This is a genomic window from Sphingobium sp. (assembly GCA_023266575.1).
GTDB lineage: Bacteria > Pseudomonadota > Alphaproteobacteria > Sphingomonadales > Sphingomonadaceae > Sphingobium.
Genome location: JAHFPV010000012.1, coordinates 47,836 through 70,943, shown reverse-complemented (window position 1 = coordinate 70,943; position 23,108 = coordinate 47,836). Strand labels below are relative to the sequence as shown.

Sequence of the window (23,108 nt, the reverse complement as noted above, 5' to 3'; positions counted from 1 at the left end):
GGCCGCGATAGGTTCCGGGACATCATAGATTGCAAAGGCACTTCCCATGTTCCGCCGCCTGCCCCTGCTCGCTTCCTTGCTCGCTCTCTCCGCGCCCGCCCTCGCGCAGCAACCGACCTTCTCCCCCGAAGCCATCCGCGCCGACGTCACCTTCCTGGCCGACGACCTGCTCGAAGGGCGCGACGCCGGGACGCCCGGCTTTGACATTGCCGCCCGCTACGTCGCCGCCCGCTTCGCCGCGCTCGGCCTGCAACAGGCGGTCAAGGACAGCTGGTATCAGCCGGTCACGCTGGCGGTTGCCGAACTCGATCCCAGGGTGAAACCCGCGCTCACCATCGGCGGCACCCGCTTCGACACGGGCGGCGATGTCGCAATCGGTGCGTTCGGCCGCGAACCTGTCCAGAGCATCGAGGCAGGCGCCGTGTTCGTGGGCTATGGCCTGCAATCGGACCGCGAGAAGATCGACGATTATGCGGGCCTCGACCTGCGCGGCAAATTCGCCGTCGCCCTTTCCGGTTCGCCGGTCGGGATGCCCAGCGAAGTCGGCGCCCATCTGGCGGCGGAAAAGGCGCTGGCCGCGCAAAAGGCGGGCGCGATCGGCCTCATCACCATTCCCAGCCCCAGCCTGCTTACCCGCACCCCTTGGGAAAAGCTGCGCGACCGCGCCAGCGAACCGACCGTCAGCTGGCTCGATGCACAGGCCAAGCCCTTCACCCGTACCCCCGCCATTCGCGGCGGCGCATCGGTCAACGGAGCCGCAACCGACGCCCTGTTCGCCGGGTCAGACCGCAAGGTCGCCGCGATCATGCAACTCGCCGCCAAGAGGGGTGGGCGTCCCAAGGGCTTTGCCCTCAAAGCCCTCGTCCGGCTCGACCGCACCAGCACGGTCCGCACCGCCGCCTCCAGCAATGTCATCGCCATCCTGCCCGGATCGGACCCGTCACTGGCAGGCGAGTATGTGCTGCTAATGGCCCATCTCGACCATAATGGCGTGCGCGAAAGCGCCAAGGGACCAGACAAAATCTATAATGGCGCGATGGACAATGCGTCGGGCACCGCGACGATGCTGGCTGTCGCCAAGGCCTTCGCCGACAGCGGCACCCGCCCCAAACGCTCCATCCTGTTCGCGGCAGTCACGGCGGAGGAGGACGGGCTGCTCGGCTCCCAACATCTCGCCCGAAATCCTGTCCTGCCCGCCGGTGGCAAGCTGGTCGGCATCGTCAATCTCGACATGCCGATCCTGACCTATGATTTCGCCGATGTCGTCGCCTTCGGCGCGGAACATTCCACCCTCGGCCCGATCGTCGATCGCGCGGCCAAATCCGCAGGCGTCACCCTCTCGCCCGATCCGCTCCCGGCTGAAGGTCTTTTCACCCGCTCGGACCATTATCGCTTCGTGCAGGAAGGCGTACCGTCGGTATTCCTGATGACCGGCTTCGCTGGTCCCGGCAAAGCCGCATTCGAACATTTCCTCAAGACCGACTATCACCAGCCATCCGACCAGATCAGCCTGCCCTTCAACTGGCAGGCGGCGGCGAAATTCGCCCGCGTCAATTACGCTATCGCCCGCGACATCGCCGACGCGCCGCAAGCGCCGCTTTGGTATCAGGGCGACTTTTTCGGCGACGCCTTCGCGCCCGATCAGCCCAAGGCCAGCACGCCAAAATGAACCGTTCTTTGGTGGAAATTGCGTAGTGCCCCTTGTGTGGCCTTTTGGCAACACCACATCAGCCGCAGTTCCATACAGAGCCAAGGGCTTCACAAAGGTAAGTCATGAACCTCGAAAAATTCACCGACCGCGCCAAGGGCTTCCTCCAGTCGGCGCAAACCGTGGCCATCCGCATGAGCCATCAGCGTATCAGCCCCGAACATCTGCTCAAAGCCTTGCTGGAGGATGAGCAGGGTATGGCGTCGGGCCTGATCAAGGCCGCAGGCGGTGCGCCGGAAGTTGCGCTGCGCGACACTGACGCCGCGCTCGCCAAAGTGCCGTCGGTCTCCGGCAGCGGCGCGCAGCAGACGCCGGGCCTCGACAATGACGCGGTGCGCGTGCTGGATTCGGCTGAACAGGTCGCGGCCAAGGCAGGTGACAGCTTCGTCACCGTCGAACGGCTGCTCCTCGCGCTGACGCTGGCCACCACCACGACGGCTGGCAAGGCGCTGGCCGCCGCTGGCGTCAAGGCGGAAGCGCTCAACGCCGCGATCAACCATCTGCGTCAGGGCCGCAGCGCCGACACCGCAGGCGCGGAGGATCGCTATGACGCGCTCAAGAAATTCGCCCGCGACCTCACCGAAGCCGCGCGCGCAGGCAAGCTTGATCCGGTCATTGGCCGGGACGAGGAAATCCGCCGCACGATTCAGATCCTCGCCCGCCGGACCAAGAATAACCCGGTCCTGATCGGCGACCCCGGCGTCGGCAAGACCGCCATTGCCGAAGGCCTCGCGCTGCGCATCGCCAATGGCGACGTGCCGGACACGCTGAAAGACCGCACCCTGATGGCACTCGACATGGGCAGCCTGATCGCAGGCGCCAAATATCGCGGCGAGTTCGAGGAGCGCCTCAAAGGCGTGCTGGACGAGGTGAAGGCCGCAGAAGGCCAGGTCGTCCTGTTCATCGACGAAATGCACACGCTGATCGGCGCTGGCAAAAGCGAAGGCGCGATGGACGCGGGCAATCTGCTCAAGCCCGCTTTGGCGCGTGGCGAACTCCATTGCATCGGCGCGACCACGCTCGACGAATATCGCAAATATGTCGAAAAAGACCCCGCGCTCCAGCGCCGGTTCCAGCCGGTGTTCGTCGGCGAACCCACGGTCGAGGATACCGTCTCGATCCTGCGCGGCCTCAAGGAGAAATATGAGCTGCACCATGGCGTGCGGATCACCGACAGCGCTTTGGTGTCCGCCGCGACCCTCTCCAACCGCTATATCACCGACCGTTTCCTGCCCGACAAGGCGATCGACCTGATGGACGAGGCCGCGTCGCGCCTGCGGATGGAGGTCGAATCCAAGCCGGAGGAAATCGAGAATCTCGACCGCCGCATCATCCAGCTCAAGATCGAGCGCGAGGCGCTGAAGAAGGAAACCGACAAGGCCTCCGCCGACCGGCTGACCACGCTGGAAACGGACCTCGCCAATCTGGAGGAACAATCCGCCTCGCTCACCACCCGCTGGCAGGCGGAAAAGGACAAGATCGCCGGTGAAGCCAAGATCAAGGAACAGCTCGACGCCGCCCGGCTCGAACTGGAACAGGCGCAGCGCGCGGGCGACCTCGCCAAGATGAGCGAACTGTCCTACGGCACCATCCCTGGCCTCGAAAAACGCCTCGCAGAAGCGGAAACCGCGTCCGAGGGCGCGATGCTGCGCGAGGAAGTGACCGCAGAGGACATCGCCGGGGTCGTCGCCCGCTGGACCGGCATTCCCGTCGAGCGGATGCTGACCGGCGAGCGCGAAAAATTGCTGGCGATGGAGGATACGCTGGGCAAGCGCGTCATCGGGCAGGCCCATGCGGTCAAGGCCGTGTCCACCGCCGTGCGCCGCGCCCGCGCGGGGCTACAGGACCCCAACCGCCCGCTTGGCTCCTTCCTCTTCCTTGGCCCCACGGGTGTGGGCAAGACCGAACTGACCAAGGCGCTGGCCGGTTTCCTGTTCGACGATGAAAACGCCATGGTCCGCATCGACATGAGCGAGTTCATGGAGAAACATTCGGTCGCCCGGCTGATCGGCGCGCCTCCGGGCTATGTCGGCTATGAGGAAGGCGGCGTCCTGACCGAAGCCGTCCGCCGTCGCCCCTATCAGGTCGTGCTGTTCGATGAGGTGGAAAAGGCCCATGGCGACGTGTTCAACATCCTGCTTCAGGTGCTGGACGATGGCCGGCTGACCGACGGGCAGGGCCGCACGGTCGATTTCACCAATACGATCATCGTGCTGACATCGAACCTGGGCAGCCAATATATCGCGGCGCTGGGCGATGATGATCCGGTCGAAAAGGTCGAGGATCAGGTGATGGAGGTGGTCCGCGGCCATTTCCGCCCCGAATTTCTCAACCGCCTGGACGAGATCATCCTCTTCCATCGCCTGGGCGTCGCCCATATGGCGCCGATCGTCGATATTCAGGTCGCCCGTGTGCAGAAACTGCTCAAGGATCGCAAGATCGCGCTCGACCTGACCGACGGCGCGCGCGCATGGCTGGGACGGGTCGGCTATGACCCGGTCTATGGCGCGCGGCCATTGAAGCGCGCGGTCCAGCGCTATCTGCAAGACCCGCTCGCCGACCTGATCCTGCGCGGGGACGTGCCGGATGGATCGCAGGTGCGGGTCGAGGATGGCGACGGCGCGCTGACGCTCAGCGTCGCCTGACGCGAAAGGCGGGAGGGGCCACGCCCCTCCTGCACCTCACCCGTTGGGGTTCATCCCCGCACGGCTGCGGGTGATGATGTCGTCGGCATCGCGATTCTGCTGTTCGGTGATCGCCCGCCATTCAGCGTTGGTCTTGCAGACCCGTTCCTTCTTCACCAGCGACCCGGTCACCTGAAACCGCTTGCACCGCACCGCATTGGGATCATTCTTGTCCAGCGGAGCCTTGTCCTGCGCCAGCACCGGCATGGCCATGACGATCAGGCTGGACGCAATCACTGCCTTGAACATTCGCACTCTCATTCTCCTGGATAGGCGGCAGCGCTGGCCTCGTCTCTCCGAACGGGCCAGCCTCCATGCCGTCGATCAGATGCGCGGCAGGACGTCCTTCGTCTTGCTTGCATCGGCCGTGGCGTAGAATTGCTTTAACAACGCCTGCTCCGCAAGCGACAAATGCGGGTTCCACACGTCGAAAATCAGCACCGCCCGCAAATGATCGCTGTCATTCCACGCCTCATGTTCGATCGTATCGTCAAAGGCAAAGGCAGTCCCTTCTTGCCACGCCCTCGTTTCACCCCCGACACGAAAGAAGCAGCCCGGCGGCACGACCAGCGGCAGATGGATGATCGCGCGCGTATTGGTGACCCCGCTATGTGCCGGAATCCGGCTGCGCGGCTTGAGCAAGGAGAAGAAGGCCGATGGCGCTCGCCCCGGAATGTCGGCCCGCGGCAGAGCCTCCAGCGCCGCGACCGTCTGCGGACAGGCGGCACATACTGCCTCGTTACGTACGCCATATTCCCACAGAAACGCCGCGCCCCAGTCGAGCGACCCGTCCAGCGCTGTCCACTTATTCTGCGGCGTCCCCGCATCCTGTCGCACATAAGGGCGGATCGCGTCACCACCCTGTTCGACCATGGCGAGAAATTCGGCACGGATCGCGTCGGTCTGCGCCTCCAGCGTGTCCATCCAGGGAAAATGCTGCCGGTCGAAATATTCGTCGGCGGGCAGGAAGGGGTAGTGCAGGCCCGAACACTGATTCTGGTAGATCGTCCGGCGGCCGAACTCCCGGTCCAGACAGGCCTGAAATCGCCGCTGCGTCACCGCGTCCGCCTCCGCCAGCTGCGCCGCCACACCCGCTTCGACAAAGGCGGCAAACTCCGCCTGATGCGCGGTCACGAAGCCCCGTGCCTCCGCCAGCGTTTCAACCAGCGCAGGCGGCAGGTCGGGCAAGCCTGCCGACAGCGCCAACGCCTTGCCCCAACTGTCCGCCGCACCCTGCCGTTCATTCAGCCGTTGCTGGAGTTGCGCCATGCGGATTTGCGCCATCAAATTGCGCTGGTCTATGTCGATCGCCGCCTGCAACGCCGCGCGTTCGCCCTCCGCCGCGCCCAGCCCGCGCTCCGCCGACGCGACATTCATCCACAGCGCCGCTTCTTCGGGATCAGCCGCAGCCGCACCGCGAAAATGTGTGCTGGCTGCTGCAAAATCCCGCCGGTCGAGCGCAATCATCCCCAGCAGGTTGAGCGCCTGCGGTTCCCCCGGCTGCCGCGCGAGCGCATCGTTCAGCAATTGCTCGGCCACCGCGACACGGCCCTGCCGCCGCGCTTCCGCCGCCTGCTGCACCAACCGACCAACCGCCAATTCCATAAAGCCCCCCAGCTTCTTGTCCCTCATCGCTACCACAAGCCGGGGCGCTGGCAAGTAGGGGAAAGCCCGGCGGCTTGAATGACCCGAAAAGCCATGCGAAGGCTGGTCGCCATGACCTCTCCCGATCCTGCGATCCGCGACATCATGCGCGACGCCCAATGGCTGGCCCATCGCTATGATCCGGGGCATGACGCTGTCCATATGCGACTGGTGCCGCGCGCGCGGCATGGCGACATCCCCTTCCTGACGGACGAGCATCTGGGCGAGACCGACGCGCCGCTGGTGTTGCGGCTGGCCGACGCCACGGCCCATGCGCCGCCCCGCGCGCCACTCCATTTCCTGTTCCATTCGGCCTATTGCTGCTCGACGCTGCTGGCTGCCGCGATGGATATTCCGGGCGTCGCAATGGGGCTGAAGGAACCTGTGCTGCTCAACGACCTAATCGGCTGGCGACATCGCGGGGCGAAGGGACCGGAGGTCGCGCGCGTGCTGGACGCCAGCCTGCATCTGCTCGCCCGCCCGTTCGGCCCAGATGAGGCGGTGGTGATCAAGCCCTCCAACCTCATCAATCCGCTGATCCCCGCAATCATGGGCTTGCGGCCCGATGCCCGCGCCCTGCTGCTCCATGCCCCGCTCGAACCCTATCTCGCCTCGATCGCGCGCAAGGGGATGTGGGGGCGGCTCTGGGTGCGCGACCTGTTCCAGAAACTGGTGCGCGAAGGGATGATCGAACCACTGGGCATCGCCCCGTCCGACTATCTGGGGCTCACCGATGTTCAGGTCGCGGCCGTCGGCTGGCTGGCGCAACAGCGCCAGTTCCAGACGCTGTGCGATCAATTGGGCGCACGGGTCGCCACGCTGGACAGCGAAACGCTGGTGGCAAGGCCGGCTGAGAGCCTGGCCGCATTAGCGCACCTATTTGGGCTGCAGCTGGACGATGCCGCGGTCGCCGCAATCGCAACCGGCCCGGTCTTTGCCCGCGACGCCAAAAATGGCGCGACCTTTACGCCTGGCCAACGCGCTGAGGCAGCGCAACGCGGACTGGAGATCCACGCCGACGAGGTCGCCAAGGTGGCCCATTGGGCAATCGTGCTGGCCGACAATGCGGGAATTGCGCTGCATCTACCCCGGTCGTTGATCCACGGGTAGAAGCAAGGCGTAGCCCCCCTTAACCCGTTAAAATGCCCCATTTTCTGGCGCTATAGCTCGCCCACCATTCTCAACCATGGAAAAAGGGGCCGGTGTCGCCACCGGCCCCCTTTCTTTGTCTTGCCTGATCGAAGGATCAGAAGCGCAGCTTGGCAGCGACCGTGTAGCGGCGGCCCAACGCGTCGTAGGTCGACGGATAGACGTTACCGCTGTTGTAGCTGGTCGAACCGATGGTGTTGCCGACCACCTTGGGCTGGTTGTCCAGCAGGTTCTGCACGGTCATGGTCAGCGTGACCTCATCCGAAACGTGGAAGCGGCTGGTCAGGTCGAAATAATGTTCAGCCGGGATACGGTTGAAATCGACTTCCTTGCCGTTCAGCGTGCCGACGAACGCATCGCCATCCTCATACTTCACGCCGTCGATATAGCGCCACAGCAGCGACAGATCGACCGACTTGAACGAGAGGGTGTTACGCACCGACCAGGACAGCTTGGGCTGGATCGAGGCGCAGTTGACGCTGTAGAGGCCAACGCATTCGCGGTTGACCGACGTCGGGGTCGCCTGGAACGTCGAGCTGTTGGTCCAGTTGCCGTTGGCGCTCAGCGCCCACTTCGCGAAACCGACATCCTTCTGATAGTTCAGCTGAACGTCGATACCATCTGTGGCCAGCTTGCCCAGGTTCGACAGGGTCTGCGGCAGACCGCCGACGACCGAAGCTTCACCGAACAGCGCGCCGGTCGACGGATCGCGACGGATGCCGGTGCAGGCTGCGTCAGATGCGCTGGCGGCGGTGATGTTGTCGAAGCAGGCCGAAATCACGTCATCAGGCGTCGGGTTGGTGATCGCACCCGTAATCTTGATGTTGTAATAATCGACCGTCAGGCTGAAGCCCGGCAGGGCGGCAGGCTGAAGCGACACGCCCAGACCCCAGCTGTTCGACTTTTCCGGGCCGAGGGCGAGGTTACCGCCACCGGTGGAGTTCACCTGACCAGCCGGATCGTTGATGATCGAGCCGAGCTGTGCTGCGGTAGCGCCCTGGGCGATACAGACAGCCGCCAGATTGGCGTTCTGGGTCGGCGCTACGCCGGCGCAGGGATCGCTGTCGAGGTTGGTCAGCGTGGTGTTCACCGGCGCAAACAGTTCGGCGATGTTCGGGGCACGAACGGCGCGCGAATAGTTGCCGCGGAACTTGATGCCGTCGACAGGCGTCCAGTTACCGGCCACCTTCCAGGTGGTCGTGTTGTAACCCGAACCGCCATCGACTGTGTAGTCGGAGTAGCGGATGCCCGCTTCCAGCGTCAGATCCTGGAAGAAGGGCTTGTCCTGCACCAGCGGCAGGATGATTTCGCCATAGGCTTCATAGACGTCATAGCCGCCGTCGATGTTCGGAGCAGCACCACCGGCACCGCCCAGATCGCCCGACTGCGAGAGCAGATCGGATTCCTGGCTGGCACCATATTTGCGATATTCGCCACCCAGCGCGAAAGCCAGGCTGTCGGTGCCGAAGGGCGAGGCAACGCCGAAGTCACCGCTGACGGTGCCCTTGACCTGGGCCAGCGACGTCTTGGTCGTGACCTGGCTGTTGGCCGTCAGATAGGCGTTCTGCGCTGCGGTGATCGAGCCGTCGGGGCCGAACACGTTGAGCGGGACGCAGCCATTGGTGTCGGTCAGGCAGGTGGCGGTGTTGGTCGCCAGCAGCGCCTGACGGACGCGCGAGTTCAGCCAGTAGCCCTGCTGGGTCTGGACGTTCTCGGATTCGCCATAGCTACCCGACAGATCCCAGTCGATCGAGTCGGTGATACCACCGCGCGCGCCGATGCGATAATCGAAGAAGGTGGTGGTGAAGTCGGAGATACGCGGACCCAGTTCGGTCGCACGACGCGACAGCGTGGTCGTGACGGTGCGATAGTTAGGATCGGTCGGGCTGGTCGCGGTCGCGGCAGCGGCGCATTCAGCTGGCGAGAAGCGAGCGGTATAGCCGACGCCTGGCGTCGTGTCGAAGGCGCAGAAGGCGTTACGCTGGGCAGCCGTCAGATACGGGTTGCTGAGCGGAACGACGACCGAGATGCCGAAGGCACCCGACGGCGCGATGATCGTGCTGACGGTGTTCTTCGAGAAGATGCCGCGCGAATAGACTTCCACCGCATCGCTGACTTCGTAGCGGCCGGCGCCATACATGTTGAAACGCTCGAACGGCGTCTGGAAGATGTTGAACGGGTTGAAGTTATAGGCGTCAAACGCGGAGGTGCCACGGAAGGCGCCGCCAGCAGCAGTAACCTGGCGGTTGCCCTGAACGGCGTTACAGGCTGGCTGTCCATCAAGGCCGCAACCAGTCGTGATGGAATCGGCGCCGGTCGTGTTGACATTGGTGAAGCGCGACGGGGTCGACGTGCCCGAACCGCCATTGGCGCCTGTGAAGGAGTCGATCGAGAAGGCCGAGAAGGGACGATCGCCCTGATAGACCGGGTCGGACTGCTGATAGCCAACCGAGAACACCACGTTGCCGCGGCCATCATCGAAATTGGCGCCCAGCGTCACGTCGGCGCGGACATAATGGCCGTCGGCTTCTTCGGTCAGCTGGTTGGCGATATTCGCTTCCAGACCGGCAAAGTCGGACTTGGTGACGAAGTTGACGACACCCGAAATGGCGTCCGCACCATAAGTGGTCGAAGCACCACCGGTCAGCACATCGACGCGGTCGATGAGGGCCAGCGGGATGTTGTTAAGGTCGAAACGACCGTTCAGTTCGGCAGGAACCAGACGGTTGCCGTCGATCAGGACGATGTTGCGGTTGGAACCAAGGCCGCGCAGGTTGACGAACGAAGCGCCGCCATTGCCGTTGTTGACGGCCGAACCGATGCTGGGAACGATGCCAGGAATTTCACGCAGAATTTCTTCGGCAGTGTTGTTCTGCTTCAGTTCGATCTGGTCGGCGGTGGTCGCCGTAACCGGGGTCGAACGCGCCAGATTGGGGTTCTTGATCAGCGATCCGGTGACGATGATGGTGTCGCCCGCTTCGGCTTCGGCGGCCTGCGGCGCATCCTGTGCGATAGCGGCGGTCGCGATCAGCGACGCGCCCAGAATCGCCGGTGCGACGCTGGCACGCAAAAGTGCCCTCTTGGAAAATGTCTTCACGGTCCAGTCCCTTGCTCTGGAGGCTGGCAGATGGCCTGCCACTAATGTTTACCTATGGGGGGACATGGTGCCCGACAGCGATCCCCCCATATGGATGGCGGGAAACTGCGCGGGGTTAAGGGCGCTGTAAAGCCGTGGAAAAGGGCATTCACCGCTTTTGGATGCCCCTGTATCATTATTGCAACATGAACGTGGCATGACTGTTTTACAGGTGATTAGCAATATTATTGCACGGGGATACAACAGGATGCAGCAATCATTTCGTGCGATGCAGCAAGGCAGGCCTATTGTGACATCACGGGCGTTCTGATGCGGCCAGCGGCCACATATTGACCTTGCCTCTGGCGGGTGCATGGTAAGGGAATACTATGTCCGACGCGATGGAGAGACGATTTATGACGGGCTTGCGCGCACTGTTTCTGCTGGTCCCGCTCTGCATCGCGGCCCAATCCTCCGCCGCGCCGCAGCGTCAGCAGCCCCGGCCGGAAATCTTCACTGACCTTTTGAAATGCCGCACGATTCCCGTCGATGCCGAGCGGCTCGCCTGTTTCGACCGGCAGGTCGGCGCGATGGATGCTGCGGCGCAACGCGATGAAGTCGTCGTGCTGGACAAGGGCGAACTGAACAAGACCCGCAAGACCCTGTTCGGCTTCTCCTTCCCCAAATTGCCCTTCCTGGGCGGTGGCGATGACAAGGAAGAAGCGCCAGAGCAGGAAGGCGTCACCCATATCCAGACGGTGATCGCATCGGTCCGCAGCCTTGGTTATGGCAAATGGCAGATCGGGCTGGAGGACGGCGCGCAATGGATCACGACCGAAGCCATGACCGCGCGTGATCCCAAGGTCGGCCAGACGATCGAACTGAAACGCGCCGCCATGGGCAGTTTCATGGGCAAGGTCGATGGTGGCCGCGCGGTGCGGATGAAGCGGATCGGTTGATATTCACCTTGGCCGCACCAGCCCTCTCCCTCACCCGGTTACCCTACTTCAGTAGCCTATGGGTGGCCGGGTGGGGGAGAGGGCTGGTGCGGCTATAAAATGCGCCCTTTAGCGCATTTTCAAACACCGTTTACAACCCGTTCGGCATCGGTCCCGCAAGCAACAGCGGGTCGATCCGCGCGTCATTCCACTTCATCCCCCAGTGGAGATGCGGCCCCGTCGCGCGCCCGGTCGCGCCGACTGCACCAATGCGTTGCCCCTGCGCCACATGATCGCCCGGCTTCACGTCGATCCGCGACAGATGGAGGAAGGCGCTGCCCAGACCGTGGCCATGGTCGATCATCAGCAAATGCCCCTCCAGCGTGAAGGGCTTGTCCGCCGCCGCCAGCACCACCACCCCGTCAGCCGGCGCCACCACCGGCGCACCGGTCGCGCCCGCAATATCGACCCCGCCATGATAGGCACCAGCTGTCCCCTGATAGACACGCTGCGATCCGAACAGGCCGGACAGACGACCGATACGCGGCCAGATGAAGCGCTGTCGCCAGCCTTTGGCGTCTGTCACCAACGTGCGCGCTGCGGCAATCTGTTCCAATTCCGGCTTGCGCAGCGCCAGAAACGCCTCGGTGCTTTTGGTCGGGCGCATCGGCGCATTGATCCGCTCGATCCGCCAAGCGCGGGGGGCAATGGCGATCGGGCGCTCCACCGCGCGGCCATCGGCCAGCCGGGCGACCAGTTGCGCGGTCGGCCCAGCATCGCGATCGAAGGCGATCAGGAACCGGCCGTCGGCATCGACCGGGACCAGCTTGCCATCCAGCGTTAACGCCACCGTCCCGGTCGGCGCAGTGCCCAGCAAAGCGCCGCCCTGCGTCACCGGTTCGGCAATCGCGAAATCCGCCCGCGTCTGCATGGGCGCGGCAGCCGTCGATGTTTCGGCCAGCGCGAACAGCAGCGCCGCGGCCCAGCGCCTCATCGCCCGCCGGTCGCCTTGATCTCGGCCCGCGCGGCGGCTTCGGCATTGGCATAGGGTTCCTGCCGCGCGATGCTCCAGTAGCGCAGATCCTCCAGCGCGATTTTCTGGCCCGTCACCGCGCACAGCACATGGTCGCCCGCCTGCAATACGCGGAAACTATAGGCCATATAATGGAGCCGGGCGACACGGTCGCTGTTGGACATCAACATTTGTCAGCCTTTCTGGCGCTTCACAAAAACAGATCCTGCTGCGGCACGTCGTCAGCGCCGCGCGCTTTGCGTGCCGGGCGTGGTGAAGCAGATATAGCGGCTGGGCCGGGCTTCTCAAGCGATGCCCCGCCTTGCCCAACGGCGGCGTCAACCGTCCCGTCCCGGAAATGCAGCGTCACCGCGCCCGCCGCCTGCGCCGCCGCGACCGACTGGACCAGCCGCCCGCCCGCCATCACCCGCGCATAGCCCCGCGCCAGCGGCAGGTCGGGGTCGAGCGAGGCGAAATGGCGCGACACCCGGTCGAGCGCCGTCGCCCGATCCCGATAGACCCGCGCCAGATAGTCCGGGCGCGGCCGCAACCGGTCCAGCCGCTCGGTCGCGCGTGCAAGATATTGCTGGAGCAGCGCCGGTCGCAACGCCCCCCCAGCCTGCCCCAATTGCGCGCGCGCATCCGCGATTCGGTGACGCAACCCGCTACCCAGCGCATCGGACAGTTGGTCGAGCCGCTGCCGCTGCGGGGCCAGCAGCATGTCCGGCGTCGGCATCAGCCGCGCCTGCATCTCCAGCCTTTCCCTCGCCTGCCCCGCCCCGCGCCGCACCGCGCGCCCGGCGCGCAGGCCCATCTCGCTCAAGCCCGCCAGCAGTTCCGCCCGCACCGGCACCGCCATTTCCGCCGCCGCCGTTGGGGTTGGTGCGCGCATGTCGGCGGCATAGTCGCATAGCGTCGTATCGGTCTCATGCCCGACCGCCGATATGATCGGGATCGTGCAGTCGGCCACTGCCCGCACGACGATTTCCTCGTTGAAGCTCCACAGATCCTCGATCGACCCGCCGCCCCGCGCCACGATCACCAGATCGGGCCGGGGCAGCGGCCCGCCCGCTTCCATCGCGCTGAACCCGCGCACCGCCCGCGCAATCTGCTCGGCTGCCCCCTGCCCCTGCACCAATACCGGCCAGACCAGCACATCGGTCGGGCAGCGATCCGCCAGCCGGTGCAAGATATCGCGAATCACAGCGCCCGTGGGCGACGTCACGACGCCGATGGTGCGCGGCAGGAAGGGCAAACGCCGCTTGCGCTCCGCGGCGAACAGCCCCTCGCCCGCCAGTTTGGCTTTCAGCTTCTCCAGCAGCGCCATCAGCGCGCCTTCGCCCGCCAGTTCCATCCGCTCGATGACGATCTGATATTTCGACCGGCCGGGATAGGTGGTCAGCTTGCCGGTGGCGATCACCTCCACCCCGTCCTGCGGCGCAAAGGCCAGCCGCTGCGCCCCGCCCTTCCACATCACCCCGTCCAGCACCGCATTATCGTCCTTCAGCGCCAGATAGAGATGCCCCGACGCTGCCCGCTTGAACCCGGAAATCTCGCCGCGCAGCCGGACATGGCCGAAGCGATCCTCCACCGTGCGCTTGAGCATCCCCGACAATTCGCTGACCGACAACGGCGGCGCGTTGTCGCCCGCGCGTTCCTCCGCTAACAGGCGGCCCGAATTGTCATAAGTATCGAAATCCGGGGACATGGGCGACATGAACATCCTTTTGCTTGGCGGCGGTGGCCGTGAACATGCGCTGGCGTGGAAGCTGGCGCAATCGCCCCGGCTCGATACGCTCTACGCCGCGCCGGGCAACCCCGGCATAGCCCAGCACGCGACATTGGTCGACCTCGCTGCGACCGATCATCGCGCGGTGCTGGATTTCTGCACCCGCCATTCGATCGGCCTGGTCGTCATTGGCCCGGAAGCGCCGCTGGTCGACGGCCTTGCCGACAATCTGCGCACCATGGGCGTGCCGGTATTCGGCCCCAACAGGAAAGCCGCCCAGCTCGAAGGGTCCAAGGGCTTCACCAAGGATCTGTGCCAGCGCGCCAACATCCCGACCGCCGCCTATGTCCGCGTCACGTCCAAGGATGGTGCCATCGCCGCGCTTGACGATTTCGCGCTGCCGGTGGTGATCAAGGCCGACGGGCTGGCCGCGGGCAAAGGCGTGATCATCGCCGAAACTCGCGATGAAGCGCTCGATGCTCTCGACACCATGTTCTCCGGCGCGTTCGGCGCGGCGGGCGAGGAAGTGGTGCTGGAAGAATTCATGACCGGCGAGGAAGCCAGCTTCTTCGCGCTGACCGACGGCACCGCCATCCTGCCCTTCGGATCGGCGCAGGATCACAAGCGTGTCGGCGATGGCGATACCGGGCCCAACACCGGCGGCATGGGCGCCTACAGCCCGGCCCGCGTGCTGACTCCTGAGCTGGAAGCCCAGGTCATCGAAACGATCATCAAGCCGACCGTCGCCACCATGGCGGCGGAAGGGATGCCCTATTCCGGCGTTCTCTATGCCGGGCTGATGCTGACCGATCAGGGGCCCAAGCTGATCGAATATAATGCCCGCTTCGGCGACCCTGAATGTCAGGTGCTGATGATGCGCTTCGACGGCGATCTGGTCGACCTGCTGCTCAGCGTCGCGCAGGGAACGCTGGCAAGCCAAGGTCCGGTCACATTGGCCGATCGCACCGCACTCACGATCGTCATGGCCGCCAATGGCTATCCCGGCACCCCGGACAAGGGTGGCGCTATCAGCGGCATCGACGCGGCGCAGGCCGGTGGCGCGCTGGTGTTCCATGCCGGAACCGCCGATCAGGACGGCACGCTCGTCGCCAGCGGTGGCCGCGTCCTCAACGTGACAACAACCGGCGACACGGTCGGCGCGGCGCAGGCGGCAGCCTATGCCGCGGTTGATGCGATCGACTTCCCCACCGGTTTCTGCCGCCGCGACATTGGCTGGCGCGAAGTCGCCCGCGAACAGGCATGAAGCCTTGCCGAGCAGGGCGACACAACCCTAAATAGCGACGGCATATTCACGAAAGGCGACGCGCGATGCAGGAATTTTTCATGGACTATGGCCTGTGGCTGCTGATCGGGCTGCTGGTCATCATCGGCCTCGTCTTTCTGTTGTCCGGCAGGGGCAAGGCGCGGGACGTTGTGCAGGACATCGCGCCAACCCTGCCCGCCGAAACCCCACCTGTCCCCTTTGTGGAGTCGGTGCCCGCTGCCCCCGTCGTCGTGCCGGTCGAACATGTAGCCCCTGTCACCGCGCCAATCGCCCCCGTCGCGGTTGACCCGACACCGGCACCCGAACCCGTGCCTGTGTCACCCGCCGTCACGGCCGCACCGGAAAGCGAGGACGACCTGCTCCGCCTGAAGGGCGTGGGGCCAAAACTCAAGACATTGCTAATTGACCTCGGCGTCACTCGCTTCACCCAGATCGCCGCCTGGACCGACGCGGACCTCGCCGCGATCGACGCGAAACTCGGCAATTTCAAGGGCCGCCCGGTCCGCGACCAGTGGATCGACCAGGCCAAATATCTCGCGGCTGGCGACATTGCGGGCTTCGAAGCCAAATATGGCAAGCTCTGACCGGTCAGGCGCTGGCCGGAACCGGTGCCTGCCCCATTGGCGCTGATGCCGGACGCGACGGCATCGCACTTCCAACCAGTCGCTGGGCCAGCGCATTGCGCGCCGCCAACCTGCTGGCGATCGCCAGCAGCAAGATGGACAGCGCCAACGTGGGAAGCGGACCCACCCCCGCCAACATGACCGCCGCCATCGCCAGCGGATGCCATAGATAGAAGAACAGGCTGTCCCGCCCGACCGCGTTCAGCGGCGCGAAAGACAGGCGCAACGCCGACAGCTGCGGCAGCAGCGCGATCAGCCCCAGGCACATCAGCAACCGGGCTGGCACGAAGGCCAGACCGTTTTCGCTACCATAGAGCGCGCTCCACCACCCCATGCCCAGCGCGCCCAGCAGCAGCGTCACCCCCAGATAGCGGGTCGGCAATCCCCGCTCCGCCATCAGCATCCCGAAGAAGAAATAGACCGGATAGCGCAGGAAGCGACTATCGGGCGACAACAGGCTGACGCCGATGACGCCATGGTTCAGCCCGAAACTATACATGGTCGCCAGACTGACCGGCGTGCCGATTGCCAGCAACAGGAGCGGCGACAAAGGCACCAGCCGCGTCACCAGGATCAGGAAGAACAGCACCGGGACATACCAGAGGTGGAAGGGCGGGCGCAGCAGCAGCTCAATCGGCAACGTCCAGCTGATCGACCAGCCGCTGACCAATATATAGACCAAAAGCGCCACAGCCCATGGCAGCAGCATCCGGCTGCCATAACGGCCGAACATCCGCTCCGGCGGGTCGTTCCGGGTGCGCATGACATTGAGCAGATAGCCCGAAATGCCGATCATCAACGGCATACGAAAGCCCGCCCCGACCCACAGCGCCAGATGATGCTGTTGCGTCAGTTCCATGGCATGTCCGGCCATGACCAATATGATCAGCGCACCCTTGAGCAGGTCCACCGACGGATTTTTCGTCACATGATAACCCCATGTCCCCGATCATGGGGGTAGCGCATGGACTGCTGCCTTCCAGTTAACCATCAGGGTAAACAAGGCGCTACCGCGTCCTTTACGGTGGGTTTCCCGCGCCGGTAAATGCGCTAAGACTGGACGGGATGACGGATAAGCGCCCCTTGACCAGCCTCAACGCATCGCCCCTGGCCAAGCTGGCGGTGGCGCTGGCTGTGTTCGGCCTGATTGTCGGCAGCTGGATGCTCGTCGCACGCTATCGCGAAGCCAATATGGTCTTACCTGATGCTGCCAACCGGCAGGGCAACTGCACCCTCTGGTTCGTGGGCAGCAGCTCGGTCCACCGCTGGACCAGCCTTGATCGCGACATGGCCCCGTGGATCGCCCATAATCGCGGCATCAACAGCGCGACTTTTGCAGACATCCTGCCGCGCTTCGCCCATATCGACCCGGTCGATGGCCATCCCCGCGCGATCATTCTCTATGCCGGGGAAAATGATATCGCCGCCGGCGTCCCGGTGCGCACCGTCATCCGCCAGCTAGCCGCCTTCCTCGATCTGCGCAGCCAGAAATTCGGCGATCTGCCGGTGCTGATCCTGTCGATGAAGCCCAGCCCCAGTCGCGCCGCCAGCCTGCCCGACCAGCGCCTGTTCAACGCCGCCGTCCAGCACCTGATCCCGCATATGCCCGCCAGTTTCTATGCCGACATCACGTCACCACTGCTCAAGAACGGCCAGCTTGGCGACAATTATCAACCGGACGGTGTCCATATGAACACGCAGGGCTATCGTATCTGGGCCGATGTCGTGCGCCATCGCCTGGCGCAAATCCTGCCCGCAGACACCCTCCGCGCCTGCACCTAATTCCCGCCCAATATCTCCCGCGCGCGCGGGGCCAGTCGCTCGGTGGCGGCGGCATGGATGCCAGGCGCGGCGCAGAGCAGGCCAAAGGCGGTCGGTCGGGGCCGGTTGAACAGCAACGGATCACCCAGCGCATCGGTCACCATCGCGCCCGCCTCCTGACAGATGATCGCGGCGGCGGCGATGTCCCACTCATTGCCCCAACGCACCGTGGCGACCAGATCGGCTTCGTCCGCCGCCACCATCGCCATGCGCAGGGCGATGCTGTTGGGCTTTGCCACCGTTACCAGATCACGGTCGATGCGCGGCAATTGTTCGGCCGGCACCCGCGCCCCCGCCAGAGCATCGCGTGCCCCCGCACGCAGAGCCCGCCCATTACGCGTCGCGCCCTGCCCGGCCTGCGCGATCCAATATTCGTTGCGGGCAGGCGCGGCGAGGATACCCAGCCGCACCGCGCCATCCTCCACCAGAGCGACCGACACCGCCCATCCGGGTCGCCCGCGCAGATAATCGCGCGTGCCGTCGATCGGATCGACCACCCACACCCGCGACATGCCCAGCCGATGCACGGTATCCGCCGTCTCCTCCGACAGCCATCCCGCCCCCGGATCGATCGCGCCCAGCGATGCGCGCAGCAGGCCGTCCACATCCAGATCGGCCTCGCACACCGGGTGGCCGGGCGCCTTTTCCCACTGGCGCACGCGCGTCTCGCCACCTGCCCATAGCGTCAGCGCATGATCGGCCGCGTCCGACACGGCCGCCACAATCGCGCGCAGATCCAGTTCAGCCCCCGGCAACGGTCATCCCGTCGACGCGCAGCGTCGGCACGTTCATCGCATAGCGGAAATGCAGGTCGTTGGCGGGGACAAGCGATTTGAACATCGCCTTTAGATTGCTGGCAATGGTAATTTCAGACACCGCATGGGCCACCGCGCCATTTTCGATCAGGAAGCCCGCCGCCCCCCGGCTATAATCGCCGGTCACGCCATTGACGCCCATACCGATCAGTTCGGTGACATAGATGCCGCGCTTCACATCGGCCATCAGGTCGCCCGGCGATATGCTGCCCGCTTCCATATGGACGTTGGTGATGCTGACGCCCGGCGCGCCGCTGCCGCCCCGGCTGGCATGGCCGGTCGGCTCCTGCCCCAATTGCCGCGCCGACGCACTGTCCATCAGCCATCCAGTCAGCACGCCCCTGTCGATCAGCGCCCGCCGCTCGACCGGCAGCCCCTCGCCATCGAACGGACGCGACCTAAGGCCACGTACCAGCAGCGGATCGTCAATGATCGTCACGCCAGCGTCAAACAGCGCCTCGCCCAGCGATTCGAGCAGAAAGCTCGACCGCCGCGCAATCGCCGGGCCTACCATGCCACCGATCAGATGCCCCAGCAGGCTCGATCCGATACGCGGGTCGAAGATGACCGGCATGACGCCGCTATCGACCTTGACCGGGTTCAGCCGTGCCACCGCGCGCTGGCCTGCCCGCACGCCGATCGCCTCGGCATCGTCCAGATCCTCCAGATGGCGCACATTATGGCTGGCATAGTCGCGCTGCATGTCCGCGCCGCTGCCCGCCAATACGCTGGCCCAGGTCGAATGGCTGGTCGCGCCATAGGCACCGGCAAAGCCATGGCTGGTCGCCAGCGCCACCTGGCTGCGCCCGCTCGACGCGCCGCCGCCTTCACTATTGGTGATCCCCGGCACGGCCCGCGCCGCTTCCTCCGCCACCAGAGCGCGTTCGCGCAGCGCGGCGGGTTCGGGTTCCTCGCTGTCGGTCAGGTCGAGCGCGGGCGGGCGCTTCTTCATCAGCCGGTCCTGCGGGGCCAGACCCGCATAGGGATCTTCAGGTGCCTCGCGCGCCATCGCTACCGCACGATCCACCAGCGTGCCGAGCGTCGCGGGATTCATGTCCGACGCGGAAATGCTGGCCGACCGGTTGCCGATGAACACGCGCAGGCCGATTTCCTCGCCCTCGGACCGTTCGACATCCTCCAGCGCGCCCAGCCGCACCGATACGTTGGTCGAGGCATTACAGGCGTAAATGGCGTCGGCTGCATCCGCTCCCGCCTTGCGCGCGGCGCTCACCAGATCCTGCGCGCGCGACTGGGCTTCTTCTAGGCTGAGCATGGAGGCAAGCTATTCCCGAAACGATAAATGGAGTGATCGGCCTTACGCGTTTGGTTCGCGCGGAGCAACGCCCGCCAGCCAGCGGTCGAGCAGGTGCCACGCCACCGCCATGCGCGGTGGCGCAATGAAGGGCGCGCCCGGTTCCCCCGCCATCGCCGCGCGCACGCCATCGGCATCGCACCAGAAAGCATCCTCAATCTCGGTCGCGTCCAGCGTCAGCGCATCGCCTGTAGCCTGCGCGATGCAGGCGATCATCAGCGACGATGGGAAGGGCCAGGGCTGGCTCATGACATAGCGGACATCATGGACGCGGATGCCCGCTTCCTCGAACAATTCACGCGCCACCGCTTCCTCGATCGTCTCGCCCGGCTCGATAAAGCCCGCCAGCGCCGAATAGCGCCCCGGCGGCCAGGCGTGCTGACGACCCAGCAGCACCTTGCCCTCATATTCCGCCAGCATGATCGACACCGGGTCCACCCGCGGGAAATGCTCTGCCTTGCACACCCCGCACTGGCGCGCCCAGCCCGCCTTGACCGGACCAGTCCTGCCCCCACACACCGCACAGAAACGGTGGCGCACATGCCAGTGGAGCAGACTGCGCGCTGTGCCATAGAGCGCCAGTTCCTGCGCCGACACCTGACCCGCCAAACCCCGGCTACGCGGTGTCGCACCGGAACCGCTCGTCAACTCGACCAGCAGTTCCGCAAATATCGGCCGCCCGGCCGGATCAAGCCCCAGCAACACATGATCTTCGACCCAAGCGCCAGGCCTGATCGGCTCCAGCACCAGTGCGCCATCAACCTCGACCGGCTCCAGCCCGTCCAGCACCAGCCTGCGCGCCGCCGGATCGGCGAAGGTCTGCGCCAGCAGCGCCGGGTTGGTGCGGATATGATCGACGCGATCGAGCGTGCCGCCCACGAAACCGGGTGGGTCATCGAGCCGGGGGTCAGTGCCGTGCATCCGCATCCTTCTCCTTCAACACCGCCAGCGCCGCGCGGGCAAATAAAGTGGGCAGCCCCGCATCGGCAATGCGCGCAACCGACCACCATTCCCCCGCACCGGACGGGGCATGATCCTGCCCCACATGGGTCGTGTGGACGGCCAGCGCCAGTGAGAAATGGGTGAAAACATGATCGACCGGCTCGGCCAGCGTCCGCCAGTCGGCGGCAAAGGGTGGCGTCGCATCGGGGTCGGCGCTCCAGTCGGAACTGGGCAGCGCCCGCATCCCGCCCAGCAGCCCCTTGTCCGGGCGACGCACCAGCCAGACATGGCCGTCCGCCCGCTCGATCCACCAGCCATGACCAGTCCGGTGGGGCCGCACCTTCTTGGCCGCCTTGACCGGATAGGCCGCAGGATCAGCCGTCCGCACCGCCGCGCAATCGGCCCGCAACGGGCAGATGCCGCAGGCCAGATTGCGCGACGTGCAGATGGTCGCGCCCAGATCCATCATCGCCTGGGCAAAATCCCCAGCCCGGGCATCGGGCGTGATCGCATCCGCCGCCGCACGGATCGCCGGGCGGGCGGCAGGCAGCGGGGTATCGATGGCAAACAGCCGCGCCACCACCCGCTCGACATTGGCGTCCACCACCACCGCGCGCCGCCCAAAGGCGATCGCCGCCACCGCAGCAGCGGTATAGGCACCCACCCCAGGCAGCGCGCGCAGCGCTTTTTCCGTATCGGGGAACACCCCGCCATGGTCGCGCACCACCGCCCGCGCGCAGGCGAGCAGGTTGCGGGCGCGGGCATAATAGCCAAGCCCCGCCCACGCCGCCATCAGATCGGCATCATCCGCCGCCGCCAGCGCGTCCACGGTCGGCCAGCGCGCTGTGAACTTAGCGAAATAGGGTCCGACCGCCGCCACCGTCGTCTGTTGCAGCATGACTTCGGACAGCCAGACCCGGTAGGGATCGGCTGCGTTCGCACCGGGCAGCGCGCGCCAGGCCAGACGCCGGGCATGGACATCATAATGGGCAAGCAGGTCGGCTGCTATTTTTACCCGGTCTTTTACCATGTCACCCTCGACGCGCATGGCGGCGCTATGCCATGGTGCGACCCATGACGGAACGCCCCCCGACGCCTAAAGTGAAAAGCCGCGCCATAACTGCGGCAGAGCGCCCGCGCATCGGCGGATCGCGGCGAATCGCCGACCTGATGCCCGACATTGGCCGCGCAGCCTTCCGCAAATTCGGCTTCGTCCAGTCCAGCATCGTCACCCGCTGGTCGGAAATCGTCGGCAGCCATTATGCCAGCATCTCCGCCCCCGAATCGATCCGTTTCCCCGTGGGGCAAAAGGCTGGCGGCACGCTGCAACTGACGGTCATGAGCGGCCATGCGCCGATGGTGCAGCATATGCTGCCCGACCTCATCGAAAGGGTGAACCGCTTTTTCGGCTATGCCGCCGTGGCGAAAGTCGCGATGCGGCAGGGGGACATCATGCCCACCCCCGCTGAACGCCGCCCGCCGCCGCGCAACCTCAAACCCATTCCGGTTGAACTGGGCGATTCGCTGCGTGACATTGGCGACCCGGAATTGCGCACCGTGCTGGAATCGCTGGCGCAGGGGCTTGCCAACAGCAGCGGCCTGCCCAAAATCGGCTGAATATTCGGCTGGCGTTCATGGCCAGTCGTTCAATGGACCTGTCTCATGAAAAAGCTGCTTCCCCTCGCCCTCTTCGCCCTTCCCGTCGCCGTCCCGGCCGCGCCCGCCGCCAACTGGGTCAGCCGCGTCACGATCTCGGCGATCGGGGGCCACGCCATGGGCAATCCCGCCGCGCCCACCAAGCTGATCGAATATGTCAGCTACACCTGTAGCCACTGCGCCCATTTCGTTGGCGAGGCGAGCGCCCCGCTCAAGGCCAACTACGTCAAGGGCGGCAAGATCAGCGTCGAAATACGCAACGCCGTGCGCGACAAATATGACCTGACCGCCGCGCTGCTCGCCCGCTGCGGCGGCCCGGCGCGCTTCATGGGCAATCATGAGGCGCTGTTCGCCAATCAGGATGCCTGGATGGAACAGCTCCAGGCCTATGACCGCGACGCCACCAAGCCGACCGACCAGATCGCCGCGCTGCGCGACATCGGCCAGAAAACCGGTCTCTACACGCTGATGGCCAAGCGCGGCTATACCCCCGCCCAGCTCAACGCCTGCATCGCCAGCCCCATGGCGATGAAGCAGATCATGGCGATGACCGACGAGGCTTGGAACAAGGTGAAGATCAGCGGCACCCCCGGCTTCACTGTCAACGGCACGCTGGTCGCCGGATCGGACTGGGGCAAGCTCCAGGCCGCATTGCCCCCCGCCGCCCGCTGATCTAATAAAACTGCCAACCCGCCCATAATCGGAGCCTTGCCC

General features: G+C 65.2%; 20 protein-coding genes. 9 read left to right on the top strand and 11 right to left on the bottom strand.

All coding sequences use genetic code 11. The features are described 5' to 3' along the window. Positions 1–46: 46 nt before the first annotated feature. Together Q0D44_RS12815 and clpB are read left to right on the top strand one after the other, a co-directional pair. A complete protein-coding gene (locus tag Q0D44_RS12815) occupies positions 47–1,669 on the top strand; it encodes a M28 family metallopeptidase (protein ID WP_294136978.1) in 1,623 nt (540 codons plus the stop codon). Between the two features lie 104 nt (positions 1,670–1,773). Beyond that, positions 1,774–4,353, top strand: a complete 2,580-nt coding sequence (gene clpB, locus Q0D44_RS12810; protein WP_294136977.1) for an ATP-dependent chaperone ClpB — start codon at positions 1,774–1,776, stop codon at positions 4,351–4,353. 36 nt (positions 4,354–4,389) lie between these two features. On the opposite strand, the gene Q0D44_RS12805 is transcribed toward clpB, so the two are convergent. After that, a complete protein-coding gene (locus Q0D44_RS12805) occupies positions 4,390–4,641 on the bottom strand; it encodes a hypothetical protein (RefSeq protein ID WP_217672566.1) in 252 nt (83 codons plus the stop codon). A gap of 75 nt (positions 4,642–4,716) precedes the next feature. Then, positions 4,717–5,997, bottom strand: coding sequence for an aspartyl/asparaginyl beta-hydroxylase domain-containing protein (locus Q0D44_RS12800; RefSeq protein ID WP_294136976.1), 1,281 nt, complete (start codon positions 5,995–5,997; stop codon positions 4,717–4,719). Positions 5,998–6,108: 111 nt separating this feature from the next. On the opposite strand from Q0D44_RS12800, the gene Q0D44_RS12795 reads away from it, so the two are divergent. Beyond that, positions 6,109–7,146, top strand: coding sequence for a hypothetical protein (locus Q0D44_RS12795; RefSeq protein WP_294136975.1), 1,038 nt, complete (start codon positions 6,109–6,111; stop codon positions 7,144–7,146). Between the two features lie 136 nt (positions 7,147–7,282). Here the strand turns inward: Q0D44_RS12795 and Q0D44_RS12790 are convergent, their stop codons facing one another. Continuing rightward, positions 7,283–10,282: a TonB-dependent receptor gene (locus tag Q0D44_RS12790; RefSeq protein ID WP_294136974.1), complete on the bottom strand. Its 3,000-nt coding sequence runs from the start codon at positions 10,280–10,282 to the stop codon at positions 7,283–7,285. 395 nt (positions 10,283–10,677) lie between these two features. Here Q0D44_RS12790 and Q0D44_RS12785 point away from each other — a divergent pair, with 395 nt between their 5' ends. After that, entirely contained in the window at positions 10,678–11,220 is a 543-nt protein-coding gene (locus tag Q0D44_RS12785) for a hypothetical protein (protein WP_294136973.1), read from the top strand. Between the two features lie 130 nt (positions 11,221–11,350). On the opposite strand, the gene Q0D44_RS12780 is transcribed toward Q0D44_RS12785, so the two are convergent. From Q0D44_RS12780 to xseA, 3 genes are read right to left on the bottom strand one after another with little or no spacing between them, the layout of a single operon-like run. Then, the gene (locus Q0D44_RS12780; RefSeq protein ID WP_294136972.1) at positions 11,351–12,193 is read right to left on the bottom strand and encodes a M23 family metallopeptidase; all 843 of its coding nucleotides are present in this window, start codon (positions 12,191–12,193) and stop codon (positions 11,351–11,353) included. After that, positions 12,190–12,402 carry a DUF2093 domain-containing protein gene (locus Q0D44_RS12775; protein WP_294136971.1) on the bottom strand — a complete coding sequence of 71 codons (213 nt, stop codon included), beginning with the start codon at positions 12,400–12,402 and terminating at the stop codon, positions 12,190–12,192. The genes Q0D44_RS12780 and Q0D44_RS12775 overlap by 4 nt, the downstream gene beginning before the upstream one ends. A 20-nt stretch (positions 12,403–12,422) precedes the next feature. Continuing rightward, positions 12,423–13,919, bottom strand: coding sequence for an exodeoxyribonuclease VII large subunit (xseA, locus tag Q0D44_RS12770; protein ID WP_294137035.1), 1,497 nt, complete (start codon positions 13,917–13,919; stop codon positions 12,423–12,425). A gap of 7 nt (positions 13,920–13,926) precedes the next feature. Here xseA and purD point away from each other — a divergent pair, with 7 nt between their 5' ends. Further along, positions 13,927–15,204, top strand: coding sequence for a phosphoribosylamine--glycine ligase (purD, locus tag Q0D44_RS12765; protein ID WP_294136970.1), 1,278 nt, complete (start codon positions 13,927–13,929; stop codon positions 15,202–15,204). Between the two features lie 65 nt (positions 15,205–15,269). Beyond that, on the top strand, positions 15,270–15,809 hold the full coding sequence (locus Q0D44_RS12760; RefSeq protein ID WP_294136969.1) for a hypothetical protein: 540 nt from the start codon (positions 15,270–15,272) through the stop codon (positions 15,807–15,809). Between the two features lie 4 nt (positions 15,810–15,813). On the opposite strand, the gene Q0D44_RS12755 is transcribed toward Q0D44_RS12760, so the two are convergent. Next, positions 15,814–16,776, bottom strand: a complete 963-nt coding sequence (locus tag Q0D44_RS12755; protein ID WP_294136968.1) for an acyltransferase — start codon at positions 16,774–16,776, stop codon at positions 15,814–15,816. Positions 16,777–16,913: 137 nt separating this feature from the next. On the opposite strand from Q0D44_RS12755, the gene Q0D44_RS12750 reads away from it, so the two are divergent. After that, positions 16,914–17,630, top strand: coding sequence for a GDSL-type esterase/lipase family protein (locus Q0D44_RS12750; protein ID WP_294136967.1), 717 nt, complete (start codon positions 16,914–16,916; stop codon positions 17,628–17,630). On the opposite strand, the gene Q0D44_RS12745 is transcribed toward Q0D44_RS12750, so the two are convergent. The 4 genes from Q0D44_RS12745 to Q0D44_RS12730 are packed head-to-tail and all read right to left on the bottom strand — an operon-like array spanning position 17,627 to position 21,786. Next, positions 17,627–18,424 (bottom strand): 3'(2'),5'-bisphosphate nucleotidase CysQ, encoded by a 798-nt coding sequence (locus tag Q0D44_RS12745; RefSeq protein ID WP_294136966.1) that lies wholly within the window; start codon positions 18,422–18,424, stop codon positions 17,627–17,629. The two genes, Q0D44_RS12750 and Q0D44_RS12745, sit on opposite strands and share 4 nt — an antisense overlap. Continuing rightward, positions 18,411–19,757: a TldD/PmbA family protein gene (locus tag Q0D44_RS12740; protein WP_294136965.1), complete on the bottom strand. Its 1,347-nt coding sequence runs from the start codon at positions 19,755–19,757 to the stop codon at positions 18,411–18,413. The genes Q0D44_RS12745 and Q0D44_RS12740 overlap by 14 nt, the downstream gene beginning before the upstream one ends. A gap of 42 nt (positions 19,758–19,799) precedes the next feature. Then, on the bottom strand, positions 19,800–20,717 hold the full coding sequence (nudC, locus tag Q0D44_RS12735; protein WP_294136964.1) for an NAD(+) diphosphatase: 918 nt from the start codon (positions 20,715–20,717) through the stop codon (positions 19,800–19,802). Further along, positions 20,704–21,786, bottom strand: coding sequence for an A/G-specific adenine glycosylase (locus Q0D44_RS12730; RefSeq protein WP_294136963.1), 1,083 nt, complete (start codon positions 21,784–21,786; stop codon positions 20,704–20,706). Before Q0D44_RS12730 ends, nudC begins: the two co-directional genes overlap by 14 nt. Positions 21,787–21,812: 26 nt before the next feature. On the opposite strand from Q0D44_RS12730, the gene Q0D44_RS12725 reads away from it, so the two are divergent. Together Q0D44_RS12725 and Q0D44_RS12720 are read left to right on the top strand one after the other, a co-directional pair. Then, a complete protein-coding gene (locus Q0D44_RS12725) occupies positions 21,813–22,355 on the top strand; it encodes a DUF721 domain-containing protein (RefSeq protein ID WP_294136962.1) in 543 nt (180 codons plus the stop codon). Positions 22,356–22,400: 45 nt separating this feature from the next. Then, positions 22,401–23,066: a thioredoxin domain-containing protein gene (locus Q0D44_RS12720; protein ID WP_294136961.1), complete on the top strand. Its 666-nt coding sequence runs from the start codon at positions 22,401–22,403 to the stop codon at positions 23,064–23,066. Positions 23,067–23,108: the final 42 nt, after the last annotated feature.

Coding starts and splice junctions, on each gene's coding strand:
- Q0D44_RS12815 (WP_294136978.1), top strand. CDS start 47: ATGTTCCGCCGCCTGCCCCTGCTCGCTTCCTTGCTCGCTCTCTCCGCG.
- Q0D44_RS12780 (WP_294136972.1), bottom strand. CDS start 12,193: ATGAGGCGCTGGGCCGCGGCGCTGCTGTTCGCGCTGGCCGAAACATCG.
- Q0D44_RS12730 (WP_294136963.1), bottom strand. CDS start 21,786: ATGCGCGTCGAGGGTGACATGGTAAAAGACCGGGTAAAAATAGCAGCC.
- Q0D44_RS12800 (WP_294136976.1), bottom strand. CDS start 5,997: ATGGAATTGGCGGTTGGTCGGTTGGTGCAGCAGGCGGCGGAAGCGCGG.
- xseA (WP_294137035.1), bottom strand. CDS start 13,919: ATGTCCCCGGATTTCGATACTTATGACAATTCGGGCCGCCTGTTAGCG.
- Q0D44_RS12760 (WP_294136969.1), top strand. CDS start 15,270: ATGCAGGAATTTTTCATGGACTATGGCCTGTGGCTGCTGATCGGGCTG.
- Q0D44_RS12725 (WP_294136962.1), top strand. CDS start 21,813: ATGACGGAACGCCCCCCGACGCCTAAAGTGAAAAGCCGCGCCATAACT.
- Q0D44_RS12750 (WP_294136967.1), top strand. CDS start 16,914: ATGACGGATAAGCGCCCCTTGACCAGCCTCAACGCATCGCCCCTGGCC.
- clpB (WP_294136977.1), top strand. CDS start 1,774: ATGAACCTCGAAAAATTCACCGACCGCGCCAAGGGCTTCCTCCAGTCG.
- Q0D44_RS12785 (WP_294136973.1), top strand. CDS start 10,678: ATGACGGGCTTGCGCGCACTGTTTCTGCTGGTCCCGCTCTGCATCGCG.
- Q0D44_RS12775 (WP_294136971.1), bottom strand. CDS start 12,402: ATGTTGATGTCCAACAGCGACCGTGTCGCCCGGCTCCATTATATGGCC.
- Q0D44_RS12795 (WP_294136975.1), top strand. CDS start 6,109: ATGACCTCTCCCGATCCTGCGATCCGCGACATCATGCGCGACGCCCAA.
- Q0D44_RS12805 (WP_217672566.1), bottom strand. CDS start 4,641: ATGTTCAAGGCAGTGATTGCGTCCAGCCTGATCGTCATGGCCATGCCG.
- Q0D44_RS12720 (WP_294136961.1), top strand. CDS start 22,401: ATGAAAAAGCTGCTTCCCCTCGCCCTCTTCGCCCTTCCCGTCGCCGTC.
- purD (WP_294136970.1), top strand. CDS start 13,927: ATGAACATCCTTTTGCTTGGCGGCGGTGGCCGTGAACATGCGCTGGCG.
- Q0D44_RS12740 (WP_294136965.1), bottom strand. CDS start 19,757: ATGCTCAGCCTAGAAGAAGCCCAGTCGCGCGCGCAGGATCTGGTGAGC.
- nudC (WP_294136964.1), bottom strand. CDS start 20,717: ATGCACGGCACTGACCCCCGGCTCGATGACCCACCCGGTTTCGTGGGC.